Source organism: Streptococcus bouchesdurhonensis, assembly GCF_948472335.1.
Map to the genome: position 1 here is coordinate 76,101 of NZ_CAOKTW010000009.1, position 19,109 is coordinate 95,209.

24 protein-coding genes are annotated in these 19,109 nt (G+C 40.3%); 15 read left to right on the forward strand and 9 right to left on the reverse strand.

Going from position 1 to position 19,109, the window contains the following annotated elements; all coding sequences use genetic code 11:
- Positions 1 to 7: 7 nt before the first annotated feature.
- The 3 genes from QMQ21_RS14330 (at position 8) to nrdI (ending at position 2,430) form a co-directional block, all read left to right on the forward strand.
- A complete protein-coding gene (locus QMQ21_RS14330; protein ID WP_261814696.1) occupies positions 8 to 1,294 on the forward strand; it encodes a response regulator transcription factor in 1,287 nt (428 codons plus the stop codon).
- Positions 1,295 to 1,354: 60 nt separating this feature from the next.
- Positions 1,355 to 1,888, forward strand: a complete 534-nt coding sequence (locus tag QMQ21_RS14335) for an ABC transporter permease (protein ID WP_023946835.1) — start codon at positions 1,355 to 1,357, stop codon at positions 1,886 to 1,888.
- Positions 1,889 to 1,965: 77 nt separating this feature from the next.
- Positions 1,966 to 2,430 carry a class Ib ribonucleoside-diphosphate reductase assembly flavoprotein NrdI gene (gene nrdI, locus QMQ21_RS14340; RefSeq protein WP_004255033.1) on the forward strand — a complete coding sequence of 155 codons (465 nt, stop codon included), beginning with the start codon at positions 1,966 to 1,968 and terminating at the stop codon, positions 2,428 to 2,430.
- A 47-nt stretch (positions 2,431 to 2,477) separates the two neighbouring features.
- Here the strand turns inward: nrdI and QMQ21_RS14345 are convergent, their stop codons facing one another.
- Positions 2,478 to 2,936, reverse strand: a complete 459-nt coding sequence (locus QMQ21_RS14345; protein WP_049500693.1) for a DUF3021 domain-containing protein — start codon at positions 2,934 to 2,936, stop codon at positions 2,478 to 2,480.
- Positions 2,933 to 3,373 (reverse strand): LytTR family DNA-binding domain-containing protein, encoded by a 441-nt coding sequence (locus tag QMQ21_RS14350; RefSeq protein ID WP_261814697.1) that lies wholly within the window; start codon positions 3,371 to 3,373, stop codon positions 2,933 to 2,935. The genes QMQ21_RS14345 and QMQ21_RS14350 overlap by 4 nt, the downstream gene beginning before the upstream one ends.
- Positions 3,374 to 3,684: 311 nt before the next feature.
- Between QMQ21_RS14350 and mutL the strand changes: the two genes are divergently transcribed.
- From mutL to QMQ21_RS14365, 3 genes are read left to right on the forward strand one after another with little or no spacing between them, the layout of a single operon-like run.
- Entirely contained in the window at positions 3,685 to 5,634 is a 1,950-nt protein-coding gene (gene mutL / locus QMQ21_RS14355) for a DNA mismatch repair endonuclease MutL (protein ID WP_261814698.1), read from the forward strand.
- Between the two features lie 15 nt (positions 5,635 to 5,649).
- Positions 5,650 to 6,243 carry a Holliday junction branch migration protein RuvA gene (gene ruvA, locus QMQ21_RS14360; RefSeq protein ID WP_000273415.1) on the forward strand — a complete coding sequence of 198 codons (594 nt, stop codon included), beginning with the start codon at positions 5,650 to 5,652 and terminating at the stop codon, positions 6,241 to 6,243.
- Positions 6,244 to 6,252: 9 nt separating this feature from the next.
- A complete protein-coding gene (locus QMQ21_RS14365) occupies positions 6,253 to 6,816 on the forward strand; it encodes a DNA-3-methyladenine glycosylase I (RefSeq protein WP_024056929.1) in 564 nt (187 codons plus the stop codon).
- A gap of 83 nt (positions 6,817 to 6,899) precedes the next feature.
- Here the strand turns inward: QMQ21_RS14365 and QMQ21_RS14370 are convergent, their stop codons facing one another.
- The 7 genes from QMQ21_RS14370 to QMQ21_RS14400 all read right to left on the reverse strand — a co-directional run bounded on the left by QMQ21_RS14370 (position 6,900) and on the right by QMQ21_RS14400 (position 13,556).
- Positions 6,900 to 7,163 (reverse strand): SemiSWEET family transporter, encoded by a 264-nt coding sequence (locus QMQ21_RS14370; protein ID WP_000166114.1) that lies wholly within the window; start codon positions 7,161 to 7,163, stop codon positions 6,900 to 6,902.
- Between the two features lie 105 nt (positions 7,164 to 7,268).
- Entirely contained in the window at positions 7,269 to 8,303 is a 1,035-nt protein-coding gene (locus QMQ21_RS14375) for a S66 family peptidase (protein WP_261056531.1), read from the reverse strand.
- A 141-nt stretch (positions 8,304 to 8,444) separates the two neighbouring features.
- The gene (locus tag QMQ21_RS14380) at positions 8,445 to 9,122 is read right to left on the reverse strand and encodes a DUF1129 domain-containing protein (protein ID WP_000078011.1); all 678 of its coding nucleotides are present in this window, start codon (positions 9,120 to 9,122) and stop codon (positions 8,445 to 8,447) included.
- 11 nt (positions 9,123 to 9,133) lie between these two features.
- Positions 9,134 to 10,078, reverse strand: a complete 945-nt coding sequence (locus QMQ21_RS14385; protein WP_000815623.1) for a magnesium transporter CorA family protein — start codon at positions 10,076 to 10,078, stop codon at positions 9,134 to 9,136.
- Between the two features lie 160 nt (positions 10,079 to 10,238).
- Positions 10,239 to 11,405, reverse strand: coding sequence for a tyrosine-type recombinase/integrase (locus QMQ21_RS14390; RefSeq protein ID WP_261814699.1), 1,167 nt, complete (start codon positions 11,403 to 11,405; stop codon positions 10,239 to 10,241).
- 186 nt (positions 11,406 to 11,591) lie between these two features.
- Positions 11,592 to 12,605, reverse strand: a complete 1,014-nt coding sequence (locus QMQ21_RS14395; RefSeq protein WP_049543987.1) for a virulence RhuM family protein — start codon at positions 12,603 to 12,605, stop codon at positions 11,592 to 11,594.
- Between the two features lie 324 nt (positions 12,606 to 12,929).
- Positions 12,930 to 13,556 carry a helix-turn-helix domain-containing protein gene (locus QMQ21_RS14400; protein WP_049543985.1) on the reverse strand — a complete coding sequence of 209 codons (627 nt, stop codon included), beginning with the start codon at positions 13,554 to 13,556 and terminating at the stop codon, positions 12,930 to 12,932.
- A 111-nt stretch (positions 13,557 to 13,667) separates the two neighbouring features.
- Between QMQ21_RS14400 and QMQ21_RS14405 the strand changes: the two genes are divergently transcribed.
- The 9 genes from QMQ21_RS14405 (at position 13,668) to QMQ21_RS14445 (ending at position 18,995) form a co-directional block, all read left to right on the forward strand.
- Positions 13,668 to 13,877 carry a helix-turn-helix transcriptional regulator gene (locus QMQ21_RS14405; RefSeq protein ID WP_049543983.1) on the forward strand — a complete coding sequence of 70 codons (210 nt, stop codon included), beginning with the start codon at positions 13,668 to 13,670 and terminating at the stop codon, positions 13,875 to 13,877.
- Positions 13,878 to 13,914: 37 nt separating this feature from the next.
- Positions 13,915 to 14,544, forward strand: coding sequence for a Rha family transcriptional regulator (locus QMQ21_RS14410; protein WP_049543981.1), 630 nt, complete (start codon positions 13,915 to 13,917; stop codon positions 14,542 to 14,544).
- 356 nt (positions 14,545 to 14,900) lie between these two features.
- Positions 14,901 to 15,194: a hypothetical protein gene (locus tag QMQ21_RS14415; protein ID WP_049531945.1), complete on the forward strand. Its 294-nt coding sequence runs from the start codon at positions 14,901 to 14,903 to the stop codon at positions 15,192 to 15,194.
- Positions 15,195 to 15,292: 98 nt separating this feature from the next.
- A complete protein-coding gene (locus tag QMQ21_RS14420; protein ID WP_049543980.1) occupies positions 15,293 to 15,508 on the forward strand; it encodes a hypothetical protein in 216 nt (71 codons plus the stop codon).
- A complete protein-coding gene (locus tag QMQ21_RS14425; RefSeq protein ID WP_049543979.1) occupies positions 15,505 to 15,846 on the forward strand; it encodes a helix-turn-helix domain-containing protein in 342 nt (113 codons plus the stop codon). Before QMQ21_RS14420 ends, QMQ21_RS14425 begins: the two co-directional genes overlap by 4 nt.
- Complete coding sequence (locus tag QMQ21_RS14430; protein WP_049543976.1) at positions 15,839 to 16,111, forward strand: hypothetical protein; 273 nt, start codon at positions 15,839 to 15,841, stop codon at positions 16,109 to 16,111. Before QMQ21_RS14425 ends, QMQ21_RS14430 begins: the two co-directional genes overlap by 8 nt.
- Positions 16,108 to 16,623, forward strand: a complete 516-nt coding sequence (locus QMQ21_RS14435) for a hypothetical protein (RefSeq protein ID WP_049543975.1) — start codon at positions 16,108 to 16,110, stop codon at positions 16,621 to 16,623. The genes QMQ21_RS14430 and QMQ21_RS14435 overlap by 4 nt, the downstream gene beginning before the upstream one ends.
- Positions 16,616 to 18,139, forward strand: a complete 1,524-nt coding sequence (locus tag QMQ21_RS14440) for a DNA primase family protein (RefSeq protein ID WP_049543974.1) — start codon at positions 16,616 to 16,618, stop codon at positions 18,137 to 18,139. The genes QMQ21_RS14435 and QMQ21_RS14440 overlap by 8 nt, the downstream gene beginning before the upstream one ends.
- A gap of 331 nt (positions 18,140 to 18,470) precedes the next feature.
- Positions 18,471 to 18,995 carry a hypothetical protein gene (locus QMQ21_RS14445; RefSeq protein WP_049543973.1) on the forward strand — a complete coding sequence of 175 codons (525 nt, stop codon included), beginning with the start codon at positions 18,471 to 18,473 and terminating at the stop codon, positions 18,993 to 18,995.
- Positions 18,996 to 19,109: the final 114 nt, after the last annotated feature.

The window sequence follows — 19,109 nt, forward strand, 5'->3', positions numbered from 1 at the left end:
GGAGAAAATGTATAAAGTATTATTAGTAGATGATGAGTACATGGTGACAGAAGGTCTGAAACGTTTGATTCCCTTTGATAAGTGGGATATGGAGGTCGTCGCAACAGCCAGTCATGCCGATGAAGCCCTAGAATATGTTCATGAAAATCCTGTCGATGTGGTCATTTCCGATGTCAATATGCCCGACAAAACAGGGCTTGATATGATTCGAGAGATGAAAGAAATCTTACCAGATGCAGCCTATATCCTACTCTCAGGTTATCAGGAGTTTGATTATGTAAAAAGAGCAATGAACCTTAGTGTGGTGGACTATTTGGTCAAGCCTGTTGATAAGGTAGAGTTGGGAAATCTGCTGGAGAAGATTGCAGGTCAGCTCGGCGAGAGAGAAAAGAAAAGTCAGACCCTCAGTCAAGATTTAGACGAGGCTGGATTTGTTAGTTATTTAGGGAATAAGGAGAATTGGTGGATAGGTCTATCCAAGGAAAAACAAGGCTCCTTCACCATTCCCTACTATGTCTTGGGTCAAGACTGGCAGATTTTCATTTCTGATCAACCCCTAGATGGTTTAGTCGTTACTCCCTTTGAAGCTCCTTATCAAGAACACTTTGAACGCTGGAAGCTGAATGCTGAGAAAGCCCTCTTTTACGGCTCTGTAAATCTACAACAGTCTGAGAGTCTCTTTACCTATTACGAACCGATTTATAGGGTTATCATTCAGGGAAATCTCAATCAAATCGTAGAAGAGTTAAATCTCTTGGAGAAGGTAGTTCTTGAAAATACACCCCGTGTTCCAATTACCAAGCAGCTTTTTATCCAGTTTGTCATGGATGTCTTTCATTTGTTTGAACATCTCAAAGCTGATGATATGACGGACATTGTCAAAACGATTCATGCTATTCAATCCTTCGATGAATTGGTTCCTTATATCAAGGAAACTCTGACTCGATTCTTTGGACAATATCGGATGAATGAAAATGTGGTTAGTGTGCTAGAAGTCATTGGGCGTGATTATCAGAAAGAACTTTCCCTCAAGGATATCAGTAAGGATCTCTTTATCAATCCTGTCTATCTGGGACAGTTGATTAAGCGAGAAACCAATTCGACCTTTGCAGAGCTTTTAAACAAACAACGCATCAAGGCTGCCCAACAGCTCTTGCTTTCAACTAGTGACAGCATCGAAGATATTTGTTATGCTGTTGGTTACAGTAATGTTGGATATTTCTATAAAGTGTTCCGAAAATTGTGCGGAAAATCGCCAAAAGCTTACCGAAAACAGGTAGAAACGACACTATAATATTTGTATCCCTTTACAAAAAGTGCTATAATATCAATAATAACATCAGGAGGTTCTATCATGAAAAAGAAACCAATTTATCTATGGGTCTTGCTCATCTTGTCTGCCCTTATTTCAGCTACGTCTCTGTTTGAACTTTTGAAGCCCTTGCCTAGTAAAGAAGTCCTTCGTGCTGCTCAAAAACAAGTTGCAGGGGTCAGTGCTCAGCAGGTAGAAGATAGCATTAATTTTAGCTATAGAGTGGCAGAAGCATCTCATTCTATTTTTAATGTGGCCTTGGTTGTACTATCTGCTATTTTAGTGGTAGTAGCGATTGTATTCCTTGTTCGTAAGAATTTGCAGTATGCAAACTATACTTATGTCGGCTATGTTTTGCTAGCCATTATTGGTTCGATTTATACCTATGTGACTTTACAAGACGCTTTGCAGCTGGTTCAAGATGAAACTATTCGTTTGACAATGGGTATTGGTTCAAAAGCTGTCAGCATTTTCTATATCGTCATCAATGTTCTCTTCCTAGCCCTTGTCTTCTACAAGATATGGCGTCAGCAAAAAGCCTTGGCTGAAGAAGAGGAAACAGAAGAACTTGCCTAAGTATTGACAAAAAAGAACTATCAAGTTACAATCTTGGTAGTTCTTTTTCGATTAAAAATAAAATCATGGAGGTACATATGAAGACAATTTCTTTAGTTTATATTAGTCTGAGTGGCAATACTGAAAGTTTTGTGACGCGCTTGAAAGACTATCTCTTGTCCCAGTACGAGGGAATTGAGGTTCAAAAGATTCATATAAAAGATTTGGTCAAAGAAGGCCAAGATTTCTATGAAATGGACCATCCCTATGTTGCTTTTTTGCCGACTTACCTAGAAGGTGGGAATGGCGTGGATAACGGAGATGTTGAGATATTGACAACGCCAGTGGGAGATTTTATCGCTTATGGTGACAATGCTAGTAAGTGTTTTGGCGTAGTTGGTTCAGGCAATCGTAACTTTAATAACCAATACTGCTTGACAGCTAAGCAATACAGTCAACGTTTTGGTTTCCCTGTCTTGGCTGACTTTGAAATGCGAGGCATGCTGGGAGATATCAAACGTGTCGCAGCGATTATCGCAGATTTGTATGAGTTGGAAAGTTGAGCTTAGGCTTGACTTTTTTATTATTCCAAGTGGTTTTATCAGCACTCTTACTTTTTATGCTTCAAGAGTTGATTGATATGGTCTACTTTTTTTGATGCTCTTTTATAGGAAATAGTCCAAATGATGAGGTAGACAATCGCAAACTCGATAATGAGTTGGAGGTAGAAAATCCAGTGGAAGGGGAACCAACCTGCTAGGGTTGCTAATGGGATAAATCCTACTAGCATAAGGAAGAAATGAGTCAGAGTTGCACGGAGCAAGCTCCAGTCACGGCTGAATAATCGCTTGCCAAAGTTGAAGAGAATACCAATAGCTGCCCAAATAAGTGTGCAGTAGAGCAAGACCAAGGCACCGTGAACCTGATGTTGCACCATCACCTGTCCGATCAGAGACTCGGGACTCAGTGGTGCGTAGGTATTTGGGGAATACATAAGTGAAAAGATGATAGAGAGGATGAGACCGATGAGGACACCAGTAGCTGCGTCGTGGAAGATTTGTTTTTTCATAGTTCTAATTTCTCCTTGATGATTTTTAGATAACGGCGTGAAGAGTAGGTGAAGCTTTCGTTTTTCAAGAAAATTTCTACCAGACCGTTGGGCGTGAGCTTCAGATGAGAGATGGAGTTGATATTGATGATTTCAGATTGGGAAATTTGGATAAAATTGCTTGGCAGAATTTCAAGGACTTGATAGAGCCGTAAATCAATATTGTAGGTCTGGCTAGCCGTTTCTGCTAGAACCTTCCGATTCTCGATATAGAAGCGCTGAACCTTGCCAATCTCAACGAGATAGACCTGATTATTGATTTTCCCTTTGATTTTTTCTGTTCGGTCCAGATTTTCTGCGAACTCGATGACTTTCTGGACTTTATCTGTCGGCTGAGGTGCTTGGACAATCAGCTTTTCCTCCTTGTAAGTTTCACTAATCTGTAGTTCTACTTTCATAAATTTCTCTCCTTGTTTTTCATACAAAGTTAATCTCACTTCTTGTACATCTTTATTAATACTCTTCAAAAATCAAATTCAAACCACGTCAGCGTCGTCTTGCCGTACTAAAGTACTGTCTGCGCCTAGCTTTCTAGTTTGCTCTTTGATTTTTATTGAGTATACCACTATTTTATGCCCCCTGGCAAGGGACTTTGTTTATGTGGAGGGATTCGGCTTCTATATGGCGCCTGCTTTTCTGTCCTTTCTGAAATATGGTATAATAGCACTAATCAATTTCTAGGAAAATAGATACGGAAAGGGGCTGAAAGATGTCTCATATTATTGAATTACCAGAGATTCTAGCAAACCAGATCGCGGCTGGGGAGGTTATCGAGCGTCCAGCTAGCGTTGTTAAGGAGCTAGTGGAAAACGCCATTGATGCTGGCTCTAGTCAGATTACCATTGAGATTGAGGAAGCAGGTCTCAAGAAGATTCAAATCACAGATAATGGCCATGGAATTTCCCACAATGAAGTAGAATTAGCCCTGCGTCGTCATGCGACCAGTAAGATAAAAAATCAAGCAGACCTCTTTCGGATTCGGACGCTTGGTTTTCGTGGTGAAGCTCTGCCTTCTATCGCATCTGTCAGCGTTTTAACTCTTTTGACAGCAGTTGAGGGTGCAAGTCACGGAACCAAGCTAGTCGCGCGTGGGGGAGAAGTTGAAGAAGTCATCCCAGCGACTAGTCCTGTGGGAACCAAGGTTTGTGTGGAGGACCTCTTTTTCAACACGCCTGCCCGCCTCAAGTATATGAAGAGCCAGCAAGCGGAGCTGTCTCATATCATTGATATTGTCAACCGTCTAGGCTTGGCCCATCCTGAGATTTCCTTCAGTTTGGTTAGTGATGGCAAGGAGATGACGCGGACAGCAGGGACTGGACAACTGCGCCAAGCAATCGCAGGGGTTTACGGTTTGGCGAGTGCCAAGAAGATGATTGAAATTGAGAATTCTGACCTAGATTTCGAAATTTCAGGTTTTGTGTCCTTGCCTGAGTTGACTCGAGCTAATCGCAACTATATCAGTCTCTTCATCAATGGCCGTTATATCAAGAACTTCCTGCTCAATCGTGCAATTCTAGACGGCTATGGCAGTAAGCTCATGGTAGGCCGTTTTCCACTGGCTGTCATTCATATCCATATCGACCCTTATCTAGCGGATGTCAATGTGCATCCAACCAAGCAAGAAGTACGGATTTCCAAGGAAAAAGAACTGATGGCATTGGTCTCAGAAGCCATTTCCAAGAGCCTCAAGGAACAAACCTTGATACCTGATGCCTTGGAAAATCTTGCCAAATCGACTGTGCGCAATCGTGAGAAAGTCGAGCAAACTATTCTCCCACTCAAAGAAAATACGCTCTACTATGAGAAAACTGAGCCGTCAAGGCCCAGTCAAGCTGAGGTGGCTGATTATCAGGTAGAATTGACTGATGAAGGACAGGATTTGACCCTGTTTGCCAAAGAAACTTTGGACCAATTGACCAAGCCAGCAAAACTGCATTTTGCAGAGAGAAAGCCTGCTAATTATGACCAATTAGACCATCCAGAGTTAGATTTGGCCAGTTTGGATAAGGCTTATGACAAGCTGGAGCGAGAAGAATCTTCAAGTTTCCCAGAGTTGGAATTTTTCGGGCAAATGCGTGGGACTTATCTCTTTGCTCAAGGGCGAGATGGGCTCTACATCATAGACCAACATGCGGCTCAGGAACGGGTTAAGTACGAGGAGTACCGTGAAAGCATTGGCGATGTTGACCAAAGTCAACAACAACTCCTAGTGCCCTACATCTTTGAATTTCCTGCGGATGATGCTCTTCGTCTCAAGGAAAGAATGGCACATTTGGAGGAAGTGGGCGTCTTTCTAGCAGAGTACGGAGAAAATCAATTCATCTTACGTGAACATCCTATTTGGATGGCAGAAGAAGAGATTGAATCAGGTATCTATGAGATGTGCGACATGCTCCTTTTGACCAAGGAAGTTTCTATCAAGAAATATCGAGCAGAGCTGGCTATCATGATGTCCTGCAAGCGGTCTATCAAGGCCAACCATCGTATTGACGACCATTCGGCCAGACAGTTGCTTTATCAACTTTCTCAATGTGACAATCCCTATAACTGTCCCCACGGACGTCCTGTTTTAGTGCATTTTACCAAGTCAGATATGGAAAAGATGTTCCGACGTATTCAGGAAAATCACACCAGTCTCCGTGAGCTGGGGAAATATTAAACTAAAAGGAAAACTATGTACGAATATTTAAAAGGAATCATTACCAAAATCACTGCTAAATACATTGTTCTTGAAACCAATGGTATAGGTTATATCCTGCATGTAGCTAACCCCTATGCTTACTCGGGACAGATCAATCAAGAGGCTCAAATTTATGTGCATCAGGTCGTGCGTGAGGATGCCCATCTGCTTTATGGATTTCGCTCAGAAGATGAGAAAAAACTCTTTCTTAGTCTAATTTCGGTGTCTGGGATTGGGCCTGTATCAGCTCTTGCTATTATCGCTGCTGATGACAATGCTGGCTTGGTTCAAGCCATTGAAACCAAGAACATTACCTACTTGACTAAGTTCCCTAAAATTGGCAAGAAAACAGCCCAGCAGATGGTGTTGGACTTGGAAGGCAAGGTAGTAGTTGCAGGAGATGACCTTCCTGCTAAGGTGGCAGTACAAGCTAGCGCAGAAAACCAAGAATTGGAAGAAGCCATGGAAGCAATGTTGGCTCTGGGCTACAAGGCAACAGAGCTCAAGAAAATCAAGAAATTCTTTGAAGGAACGACAGATACAGCTGAGAACTATATCAAGTCGGCCCTTAAGATGTTGGTGAAATAGGAGCAGAGCATGACAAAACGTTGTTCGTGGGTCAAGATGACCAATCCTCTCTACATCGCTTATCATGATGAGGAGTGGGGCCAGCCCCTCCATGATGACCAAGCATTGTTTGAATTGTTGTGCATGGAAACCTATCAGGCAGGCCTGTCTTGGGAAACGGTGCTCAACAAACGCCAAGCTTTCCGAGAATCCTTTCATAGCTATCAAATTCACGCAGTCGCAGAGATGACCGACACCGAATTGGAAGCCATGCTGGATAATCCAGCCATCATTCGAAATAGAGCCAAGATTTTTGCTACACGCGCTAACGCCCAATCCTTTCTACGACTACAGGCAGAGTACGGCTCTTTTGATGCCTATCTTTGGTCTTTTGTTGAGGGGAAAACGATCGTTAACGATGTTCCCGATTACCGCCAAGCCCCAGCTAAAACACCTTTGTCTGAAAAATTAGCCAAAGATCTCAAAAAACGAGGCTTCAAGTTCACAGGCCCAGTCGCCGTCTTGTCTTTTCTACAGGCTGCAGGACTAGTTGATGACCACGAGAACGATTGTGAGTGGAAAAGCGGTAATTAGTGAGTATAGGTAATTAGAATATCTAAGAATATATAAAAAGCTGAGAAACTTTTCCCAGCTTTTTATATATACTATTAGATTTGTTAGAGTGAAGTCAAAAAAGTGATTCCACCTAAAATAACACCGGCTGAATTTGGAATGATTAGTATCCAATCCTTCTTAGGTTCTTTTGTCCATCCATAAATAACCCAGATTAAGCAAGATATAGCAGCTGATAAAGGTTGAAATGGTTGAGCTTTATTTCCCTGTAAATTAGCGATAATTTGAGGTATGTAGGCAATAAATACTATAATTCCAATAAAGGCACCAATAGAACCTACGATTCGATTAATTTTTTGTTTTGTCATATACACCTCCTTCAAAAGGATATCATAGAAATTAGCGAAATGCAATAAATTCAGATACAAATTGTAACGAAAACCAATACAAAAGCACAAAAATAGAGAAACTATTTATTTTTTGTTATAGTCAAAGCGAATGACTTGCTCTTTTGCATCTACGTGGGCGTGGACTCCGAAGGGAATAATGGCTCTTGGAGTTGCGTGGCCGACATTGAGATTATAGACAATCGGGATATTGCTGCCAATGATATCCAATAGTGCCTCTTTATAGTCGTCATAGAAAGTTTCATCCATAGGTTTTCCGACCAGGAGTCCACTGATGCCCTCGAATATGCCAGTGTCTTTTAAAGTTCGCAACATCTTTTTGAAGTCTTCTGGCTCAGGCTTTTCTTCGCTTGTTTCTAGCAAGAGGATTTTTCCTTCCCAGTCTGACAAGTCAGGGAAAAGTTTGTATTTTTGACAGAGCTCCGTGCTATCTGCGTATCGAGAGTTGTCAAAGATATCGTAGAGGGATTCGAGGCAACCACCGAGGATTTTTCCCTCGAACTGGGCATTTCCTTGCAACAACTCAAAACCGGTATTTGTATGACTGACACGAGGTGTCCCCAGAGCCTTGGGACTGAAGTCAGTCCTTTCATCATACCAAACGTCACTAGAGCGGATTTCTGAGATTCTTCCCGTCTCAATCAATTCTTTAAAGTAGTGAAGGCTATAGGTTAGCATTTCTTTTTCTAATTCACAAATGTCTGCTAAGAAGGATTGACCATAAAAAGTCTTGATTCCTAGTTTATGCAACATGAGATGGTTCATGGTTGTATCCGAGAAGCCAAGAAAAATTTTTTGTTTGATAACCTTTTGTAGTTGGTCATTTTCAAAAAGATAAGGTAGTAGGCGATAGGTATCATCTCCACCGATGGCACATAGGATCATATCGATGCTATCATCAGAAAAGGCATGAATCAAATCCTCTGCACGAGCTTCAGGATGGTCCTTGATAAAGTCTAATCCTTTTAGCGAATGGGGCAAAAAGATAGGATTGAGTCCCAGGTCCTTGAGACGTTGGACACCCAAGTCCACTTCGTGTTTGACAAAGTTCTCTCCGATAATGCCACTAGATAAACTAACAATACCAATAGTAGAAATCATATTTTATCCTCCTGGAAATAGATTGAGCCTATTTTATCACAAAAGATTAGATAGAGCTATGTGGGATGTCAGAAGAATTCTTTAAAATCAAAAAAGTAAGTGAAAAAGCAACCGCACCTGCAGTTGCTTTTATGATTCTTCTTAATAGCGTGTTGGTCCTGCACTTGCGCTACGGATATTCAAGCGTTTCTTGAGATAGAAGCGAAGAGCTAGGAGGGCTGCTCCGATAATAGCCAGTGGCAATGGAGCAAGTACTGGGTTAAGGCTAGCTGGTAGGAAGCTTGTTGCAAAGAAGACAAGCAGCCAAAGGAACATAGAAGCTAGGATAACCAGTACAGATTTCCAGAAAGGTGGACGTTGACTTCGGTCCATATCAGGTCCATAGTATTGGTAAACAAAGTAGTACATCAAGTAGAAGGCAAATCCACCAACCAGTCCAACTAATAGGAGAGTGACAAATCCATAGCCGAAAGCTTGATCTGCCGCAAAGAAGGTTGTGAGGGCGCTGACAAGGGCAAAGAGGCTAGTGATGAAAAGAGCTGAGTCCATAATCATGAGTTTCGGATCATCATTTTCTTTTGGATGCTCTTTTTCATATTGCTCCTTAACAGTGAAGCTATGAGCCCAGTGAGTGGGTGCACCATAGAGGGAACGAGCAGTCGTACCCTTGGCTTGCTCTTCAAGGATTTGGGGAATAACTTCCTCAAAAATAGCCTTGATTTCAGCATCTGTTTTTCCATCTTTGATGAATTGTTGGGTAGCGATGTGGACAAACTCTTGGTTTTTCTTAGTTAATTTTTGTAGATCAATCTGAGACATAGGAACTCCTCTTAGAACCATTTTTTATGGATGAGATAGAGAGTGAGTGAGACACTCATAGCAAAGGCGATAAAGACGATTAACCAGAAGGCATTTGGTTCGCCGTTTAGGGGGATTTCATTATCCTTAAAGTTCATCCCGTAGGCAGAAAAGACCATGGTTGGGATGGACATGACGATGGTCACAAGGGCCAAGGTTTTCATGATGTTGTTCTGGTTGTTGGAAATGATAGAGGCGAAGGTCTCTGTCATAGAATGCAAGACGTTTCCATAAATGTCTGCCATCTCGATGGCCTGTTGGGTTTCAATCAGGGTGTCTTCAAGCAGGTCTTCGTCCTCAAGGTATTTCTTGATATTGCTGGTTGAGCTGGTCAATTTCTTAATCACACGCTCATTTGTTTTGAGGGAAGCCTTGAAATAGACGATAGTTTTTTCCAATTCCATGAGCTCAATCAATTCTTCATTACGAGTTGATTGATGCAGTTGACTTTCGATTTGCTCACTCTTACGGTCAATCGAACGAAGGGCCGTTAGGTAAAGTTCTGCATTGCGATAAAGAATCTGGAAGATAAAACGCGAACGCATGAAAGTATAGAAATTACGCAATCGACGGTTGATAAAGACATCGAGGACTGGTAATGGTTCCAAACAAGTAGTGATAATGGTTTCCTCAGTGATGATAATACCAAGCGGGATGGTTACGTAGTAGGTGCGGTTATTTCTTTCTTCTGTGACCGGCACGTCTACAATGATCAGGGTATACTCGTCTTCAATTGTAATACGAGACATTTCTTCCGCATCGAGCGGTGCTCGGAGGTCGGCGATATCAATATCGAAGGCGTTAGCGATTTCGAGTGATTCATTTTGAGTCGGATTGACGAGATTGATCCAAGTACCCGGTTCAAGCGTATCGATCTCTTTAAATTCAGTTGTTGTAGAGAGAAAAACTTGTTTCATATCCCTTATCCTTTCTCATTTTTCAGATTTTTTCACACCGTACTATTATACTACAAAATCGGCCTTTTTCAAAATAAATCTAACAAAAATCCTGTTGCTATTGGATTTTTACTTTGTCTTGAAATGTTGATTTTTGAATTTGCTCCCCTTTTTGCTCCCCCTATAGTGCTTTTAGTGCAGTTTCGTAGAATGATACTGCTTTTTTTGCGTTCTCTTTGGAGAGGTGGCTATATATATCCATGGTCATTGATAAAGTGGAATGACCTAGGCGGTACTGGAGTTCCTTGTATGGTATTCCAGAGTTAAGCAAGAGACTAGCGTGAGTGTGACGGAATCCGTGAAAGCCAATGTTAGGAACGTCAGCACGCTTAAAATGTGTTTGCAATCTTCTTTTAAGTCTTGAACTGCTAGGATAGTCATGAATGAAATCCGAAAATACCACGCTTTCACGTTGCCCTATCTTCCAAGCCTCTTTAGTTTGTCGTAGTTTGTACTGCTTCAGCATGCTAACAGTCGCTTGATCTATATCTATATCCCGATAACTAGCCTTAGATTTTGGGCTATTGATTTCTAGATCCCGATTTAGTGTTTTGGTAATATGCACAACGGCATTATCTAAGTCTATATCAGACCAGCTAAGCGCTAGAGCCTCATTGATACGGCAACCAGTTGCCAGTAGGAACTTATAGAGCGTTACATCATAGTAATAACGATATTTACAACTATCTAAATTATCAAGATAAACAAGAAACTTTTTTAACTCTTGATTATCAAAGTGCTTTAGCTTTTGTCGCTTTGCTTTCTGAGTGTTACGAGGTAAAACCACATCACGCGCAGGATTGGACGGTATTGCTTGCATGGTTACGCCATACTGTAAGATACGTTTGTTTAAAGCGTGTATCATATCATAGTGTAGAAAAGCGCCCTCTTCCCCTCTATTAGCCTTATCAGCAAGTTTATTGATAATTGACTGAATAAGTGGAGTAGTGAGCTTATCGAGCTTATACTCCCCGAAAGTAGGCAATATGTGATTATCTATTAGCGCTCTAACGTTTCCTTGAGTGTTTGGCTTAACTGTATTCTTATAGCTTTCCCACCAGAGAGTTGCCAATTCTTGATAGTTTTTTATGGTAATAGCCTTTTGTCTGGTAGATCCTGCTTTTTGAAAAGCTATTTTTTCTTGATTGGCTTTCTGCTTAACTTCCTTTTGTGTCCGACCTGTTACTTTGGTTTTTACTTTCTTTCCTGTTACCTGGTCAACTCCTAGATAGACATTAGCACGGTAAACTTTACTACCGTCTTTTTTTATAACTTCAGTTATTTTCATGATGATAAACCTTTCTAAAATACATCAGCAGGCAAGCCATTATCAAAAAGGTTTTATATCATGCTAGGGGCTACGAGATCCCCCTTATTTTCGTTTTTAAGTAGTCAGACGGTAAATAATACCAGAGTAGGAAACAAGGCGGATATGGGGCTAATATGGGCTTGTTTATAGTAAACGGGCATGTATTTAAAGTTTTTTATCGTCAGTTAGCTGTTTTAAAGTTTTTTCAAAGTCCGAGTTTATCTTTTGAGTTTTGTTGAATAGTTGGTATTCTGCTTTTGCTTTATCTTTCGCAACCTTGGAAGTGATTTTTCCATGACCTTCTAAAATATCGTATTCTTGGAAAGTCAAAAAGCGGTCAATGCTTTGGGCTAGTTGTTGCATTGTCTGAGCTTTTCGCTGTTCTATCTGTCTTTCCAGGTAATCAAAATAGCTAGATATTCCTCTTTCAAGGGAACGGATCTGTTTTTCTGTTAGGTAATTCTTTGCTATTTGAGTATCTGCTTGCAGTATGCGGCCATTAGGGGAGTTTTTCCATGTTGTAAGTCCCATGTTGTCTTTTGTGTGGTCAGCTTTCGTGTAGATAATTTCCGCAGCAGTTTGGCCAGTGATTGCATAATGAAACTTATTCTGTACATCAGCATAGAATTGCTTAGTCAACGTACTTTGTGGGTCATAGTCGATAGAGATTTCAGCAAAAATATCTGTAATCTGTAACCATATACGGCGTTCACTAGCCCGGATAGAGCGCACGCGCTCCAACAGCTCACGGAAATAGTCTTTTTCCAGCAAGTTTTCGCCTTGTTTCAGACGGTTGTCATCCATGGCGAACCCTTTTATCATGTACTCACGAAGTACCGAAGTAGCCCACTGTCTAAATCTCGTAGCTTTTTGGGAATTGACACGGTAACCAACTGAAATGATGGCATCAAGGTTGTAGTAGCTGACATCCTTAGTTTGGGTTTTATCAGCAATTGCACCGTGTTTTGTGGTTATTTCCATTTTGGAAACAACCACCTTTTCTTCTAATTCTCCCTCTTCAAAGATATTTTTTAAGTGCTTACTAATTGCAGGAACACCGACATCGAAAAGTCTAGCCATTTCTTTCTGACTAGCCCAAATCGTTTCGCCTTTGATGATGACACTAGCTGTCTCGCTATCGTTGTCAGCGGTATAGATTAAAAATTGTAATTCGTTCATGAGATCCTTTCTAAAACATTGTAAGTGGTTGACATTTGTTGACATCAAAAAAATTAGTAGATATGGGGCTTATATAGGCTTGAAGTTTGAGCGAACCACGAGAATCCACGCGCTTCAGGATTGTTGAGCATTGTGGCGCGTGGGTATGGTGTAAGTCGCTTTTTAAATGCAAGAGTGGTATAATGATGTTGTAATCATCTTATCGGGAGCGTCCTCTATAGTGTGTAGAGAGTTAACACCAGCTCCATCTGGTTCAATTAGGTTGATTATATTAGATTGGTTAAAGGTAAGGGTATTGACTTACCTTTTTTTTGTTGCTATTGTTCAATTCTCTTGGCTTTGCTTGAATTTTTCTAACTCTTTTAGATAGTCTTCTGCCCAAATCCCCGTTTTTTGATATCGGTCAATTCTGTCTATATATCTTCGATTAAAGTTAGCTTCAATTTCCAAATCCATGATCATATCCATATTATTCTCTGTATAGTCAAGACTAGAAATATATTCTTCTAAGAAATTGGCCTGTGATTCGTAGAATTTTTTCATACCGTTTAAATCCTTAACAGGAATAGGATTTCGGAGATTATAGTTATATAGATTTATAATATCATTCAAGTCTAATCGGATAAAAAATGCACTATCGATAGCTTGTTTGGTATTTTCAAAAGCTTCTTCATCGAGCTCTTCTCTAGTTTTTTCCATGTAATCTAGGATATAGTCCCAGTTATATCGACTTCTAGCAGAACTGCCATATAATAGTTGCTCAACGCTAAGATTTCCTAGTTTTGCTATTTTTAACAAATTTTCTTTGTTAGGCAAATTACGCCCCTTTTCCCAATTATTAACAGTCCCCTTACTGGTATTAAATGCTTTACCAAATTCCTCCATAGTTGCACCTTGATCAAGCCTAATACTTTTAATTCGGTTTCCTACTTCAATATTATTCACTTCCATTTTTTTACCTCGTATTTAAATTATAACTATTTTTTGTTTTTAAGTAAAGAAAAGTATTGACTTTTTAAAAAATATTGGTTACAATTAAGGTATGCAAAAGTAAAGGAGGTGATGAGATTGCCAAAATATAAAATTAAAGGCTACAGAAATATGTTGGGGCTAACCCAAGCAGAGCTAGGAAAAAAATTAGGTATGACAAAGCAAACATACTACAACAAAGAAACAGGGCGTTGCTCATTTACGGATACTGAGAAAATAGCTTTCAAAAAATTGCTATTACCAATGTTTCCAGATATCACTATTGAAGATATATTTTTTTAAACAAAAAGTATGCAAAAGTAAAGATTGGAGTAAGCCAATGGAATTAGTCTATATGGACGGTAAAAAAGAGCCGTATACTACGAGTGAGATCATCGCTGAATGTGCTGGAGTCACTCATCACACAATACAAGAACTTTTAAGGAAGCATAAAGCTGATTTTGAAAGCTACGGAATTATCGCATTTGAAATGCGTAAATTAGACGGGCGAGGGAGACCGATGAAAATCTATCGCTTGAATGAGCAACAAGCGACCTTGCTGATTACTTATCTAAAGAATACCGAACCTGTAAGGCGTTTTAAGATGAACCTGGTCAAAGCATTCTTTGAAATGCGTGAGGAACTTTCTAAGTTTCGTATGCAGAGAGCGCTAGAAAAGCCAAAAAGAAAAACCTTGCATGACAGTATTGAGACATGGCCTAATGCACCAAAGCATGCACATAGCACCATGAACAACCTGCTACTGAAGGCAGTAACCGACAGGAACGCTAAGCAGTTAAGGGAAGAACGTGGGGGCTACAATGGCATTGATAGCTTGACAAGTGACGAGCTGGAGCAATACCAGGCATTTGAGGACATGGTAATAGCTATGATTGGCTTGAATATGAGTTACCAAGAAATCAAGGCTATGGCATTCAGAAATAAAAATACACGCCAAAGAAGCGCGTGATTGCAACAAAAAAGGCTTACCGAGACCAATCAGCAAAGCCTTTCACACTAACACTAAAACGAATTTAACAAAAAGCAGGCAAGCCATTATCAAAAAGGTTTTAGTAAAGATTTATACCTAGATTATAGCATATTTAGGGCAATTTGACCATACGGAGAGCGCCAACTCTTTAAACTGGTACTTTCTCACGCTTTCAATTTGGCGACTCTGAGCGTGAAGATATCGTCTATAAGAAACAACTCAAAAAGCCCCACGCTCAGAAGTTTGGCGACCGAGAGCGTGAGGCTGTAGGCAAGAAAAAAGTATTAAAAAGCCATCGTGGCAAGTATAAAAAGATAGAAAAAGAGGTAAAAAACATGACAACAAAAAAAGCAACATCAAGCCAACAAGTTCTATTATCGGCTAAGAAACTAGCAGAATTAGGGAACGAATTAACCGACATCATGAATGTTTTAGAAATGAATAACCTAGCTCTTGAAGGGCTTGAGTTTGCACTACAGAAAGATACAACCATGTTCTTATGGCTTGCTAAAAAATACACTGATACAGCATACGCCCAGAATGAAAAGCTATACGATCGTCTAAATGAAATAGCCTTTTTGCTTTTGAACAATGACGACGCTAAAGAGCTGGAGGCATACCATGACTAAAGATATTAAAGAAATGGCACAAGCCGAAGACGACTTGCTGAATATGGAACAACCTAAACAAGCGGAATTTATCAAGAACTATAAGGCGAGGGCATAACATGAACGAACTAGATTTAACCAACATACAGGCGATTTTTGTTACCGTGGTATCGATTGGCATATTGCTTTATCTAAACCACCGAGACCGCAAAAAAAGCGCCCAATTTGAGCGAGAAAACCAACAGACGATAGAAACACCTAGCGAGGATTTAAGCCCTGATTATGGGCGTTATATCCAGCTTGCAGGGGTAAGAGTTTACGGAGGAACTGAATGAGTCTATCAGAGAATGACAAACGAGTATTAAGACTAATCAAGGTAGGGGCTGAGAACTCCATAACAGGGGCAGAAATCAGCCTTATAACTAAGCTAACAGAAAGAACAGTACGTGACATCATCAAGCGCCTAGTAGTCAAGCATAACATCCCTATTGTGGGGGTTAGATGTGGTATTTTTAGTGGGTACTTTATCCCAGCGAATAAAGGCGAACTACTAGATGGCGCTAAGGCATTTTACAACCAAGTACAGGAGGAGAGCAAGAGACTAGCAGTGTTGATGAACAGCGACCTAGAAAGCTACAAAGAAACCTTGAAGGAGGTGGGTGGATATGTTTAGCCTAAGCCGAGAAAGTGAGCAAGACTTAGCGCATGGCATTCTGGAGGTAGTGGAAAGATACCTTGAAGCGCGTGACAGACTCAAACCACGACTGACAGGCTTAATATCAGCTCAGGAAGTCATGGACGAGTTAGATATAAAATATTTGACGCTCCAAAAGTGGGAAAAAGCAGGGCTAAGACGATACCAGCCCCCACTAGAAGATACTAGGAAAATCTATTATAGAATTTCTGACTTGATGAAGTTTATGGGGGTGGATGAATGAGGGTGCTGGAGTTAATTCTATCCGCTGACAAATTGCCTTTGTTTGGCTTTCTCAAGTCAAATCCTACTCAAGTATGGAAGAATGGGGAACATTACAAATTTATCTACTTTGAGCCAATAGGCGAGGGCTTGACGGCTTTCCACTACAAAGGTTTGTATGTGGCAGTTAAAGACGAAAACGAGGAAGCAGAGGGCTGGGAACTGACCAGAGATTTAGAGATAGGTTTGGCCAGTCCTGACTTGCTGATGATTCTGAAAGATTTAGAGGTAAACAAATTGACCGAGCAACGGCAGGGGCTTGGCATGGAGTTGAAAGGCTGGATTTTCGACCTGATTTGTAACGGCATTTATACCAGGTACGAGACTTCTCTATTTGTCCGCTTGCTATTTGTGAATGGCTACAGTTTTAGTCAGCTGGTGGACTTGTTTTCTACAATCGTCAAGCGTAAAGACCTAGCAAGCTATTTCCTAGAAGTAGCGACAAAATTCTATAAGGAGGTGGCTTTTGAATAGTGACGACATTGTAAATAAAATCATTGAAGAGAATCAGCAACGTGAACCCATTAAGGTAATAGAAGAATCAGAAAGCTATCTGACAACCTTTAAAGGGGTACAAGGCTTTTTATTCAACGTATGTAAGAATCTTGGGGAAGATAGACCATCTAAATCTTTGGAGGTTGCTGACTTTCTTAGAAAGTATATCCGATTTGTGAGAATCAGACCAGAAGTGCAGGGACAGAAAGCGCCCTTGTATTTCTATCATCCTGATAAGGGGATTTGGTTAGAAGATAACGAGTTACTTCAAGATTTAATCTCAACCATTCAACCTGATACGACAGAAAAACAAGCCTTTGATACGATTTACAAAATCGCTAGACGTAGCCCGTTGAAGTCTATCCAAAATGATTATACGGTTATCGGAAACCAGCTATATAACGCTAGTAAGGAAACGTTTGAACCTTTAACACCTAGCATTATTGTAACTAGAAAAATCCGTACAAGGTACGACCCAGAAGCCTATGAGCCTACTATACACGGTTGGAAGCCCAGCAAGTGGCTTGCTGAATTATTTGACAATGATCAAGAATTATATAACCTAGCTATCCAGATTATTAAAGCAAGTATCACAGGTAGAACCCTAAAAAATATCTTTTGGCTTTATGGCGAGGGTGGGACTGGTAAAGGAACTTTTCAGCAGTTACTTATTAATCTAGTAGGCATGGAGAACGTTGCAAGTCTCAAGATGACTGAGTTCGATAAAAGCCGTTTTTCTACCTCCATTCTGTTAGGTAAGAGTCTGGTTATTGGGGACGACGTACAAAAGGATGCAGTTATTAAAGATACGTCAAATATGTTTAGCCTTGCGACTGGGGACATTATGACTATAGAGGACAAAGGGAAGCGCCCCTATAGTTTACGCTTGAATATGACTATTATCCAGTCATCCAACGGCTTACCAAGAATGAACGGGGACAGGTCAGCGATTGACAGGCGGTTTAAGATTCTACCATTTACCAAGGTCTTTAAAGGGAAACCAAACAAGGCAATTAAAGACGACTACATCAACAGGAAAGAAGTATTAGAGTATCTCACACGCCTAGCCCTTGAAACACCGACAAAGGACATCACACCAGAGAAATCAAAGGAGATTTTGCAAGAATACCATGAGGATAACAACCCAGTTATCGCTTTTGTATCTTCATTCTTTACTGATGAACTATCAAGTGAGTTTTTGCCTAATAGTTTTGTTTTCCATAACTGGAAAGGATTTACGGAATATTATGGGGTGAAACTACACAAGACAGAAATGGGGTTGCATCGAGAGATAAAAAGTAATCTACCAAGTTGGATAACCACAGGCCAGAAAGTAATACCATCAGGGAGACAACTTCATTCTGGTTTCTATCCGCATGAAGATACAGCGCCTTACGCACATCCATATTTTAACGGTAGGGAAAAGCCAGAGCAACGGAGAAAAGCTAGAAATGAACGGGGATACTTTAATGGTAAAGCAAAAAAGAAGCAATAACTTTATACACTTTATACACTTGATAAAAAAGTGTTATACTTGCAACCCTTAGAGCGCCAAGGACTTTATACACTTATACACTTTATACGGCAGGTTTTTTCTTTTACAGTATTAAGCACTATAATTCCTGTAAATTATATAAACTAGTGTATAAAGTGTATAAAGCGTATAAAACAGGGCTTAAACCCTTGATATGACAGGCTTTTAATTTTATACACTTCAAAAATAAAGTGTATAAAACTTTTTCTAAGTGTATAAAAAACATAGATAAAAATGGCAAAAACAAGGTATTTTACATAATTTACCTTAAAACAGAAAGAGGAAAAACAACATGACACTAAAAACATTTTCAGACAAAGCCAAAACATTTACTTTCACTTACGAATTTAAAGACCTAGATACTGCTATGGTAGCAGGTCACGCGCTACTGGGATATATGACTGGAACTTATGAAGTACCATCTATTTCAATAACTCACAAGGATAAAGGGACGCTTGTAGCTGAGTATGTGGAGGATAACAAACTGAACAAGACCTTCAAGCGTATTTGTGACAGTTTTAAAGACTACTACAACCAACCAGTGGACGATGAAGCATTTGAAGAACGTTATAAACGGGAGCGCGTGCTCCAACTCAAGGAGTCAGAGGACTTTGAGAGCTTGCTGAATAAGGTCACAGATTACGAGCTGGAACTATTAGACTATGCTGATCGCTTGCTTTCTGATAAGCCTATCCCTATGGATTCTATGACTGCTTTTGGTACGTTGAAAATGTTGGGTAATGAAAGCATTAACCTACTCCAAAAGTTGGACGTAGAGGGCGAATATAAAGGACTTGCTGATTATTCTGGTCAGTAAACACAGGGGAGCAATCCCCTTTTTGTTAACAAGTCAATAGTTTTGGGTTTTTCCATATAGGGGGAGATAGTGAAGTAGTTGCAATTTACCAAACGAACACCGTAGAAGGGGGAA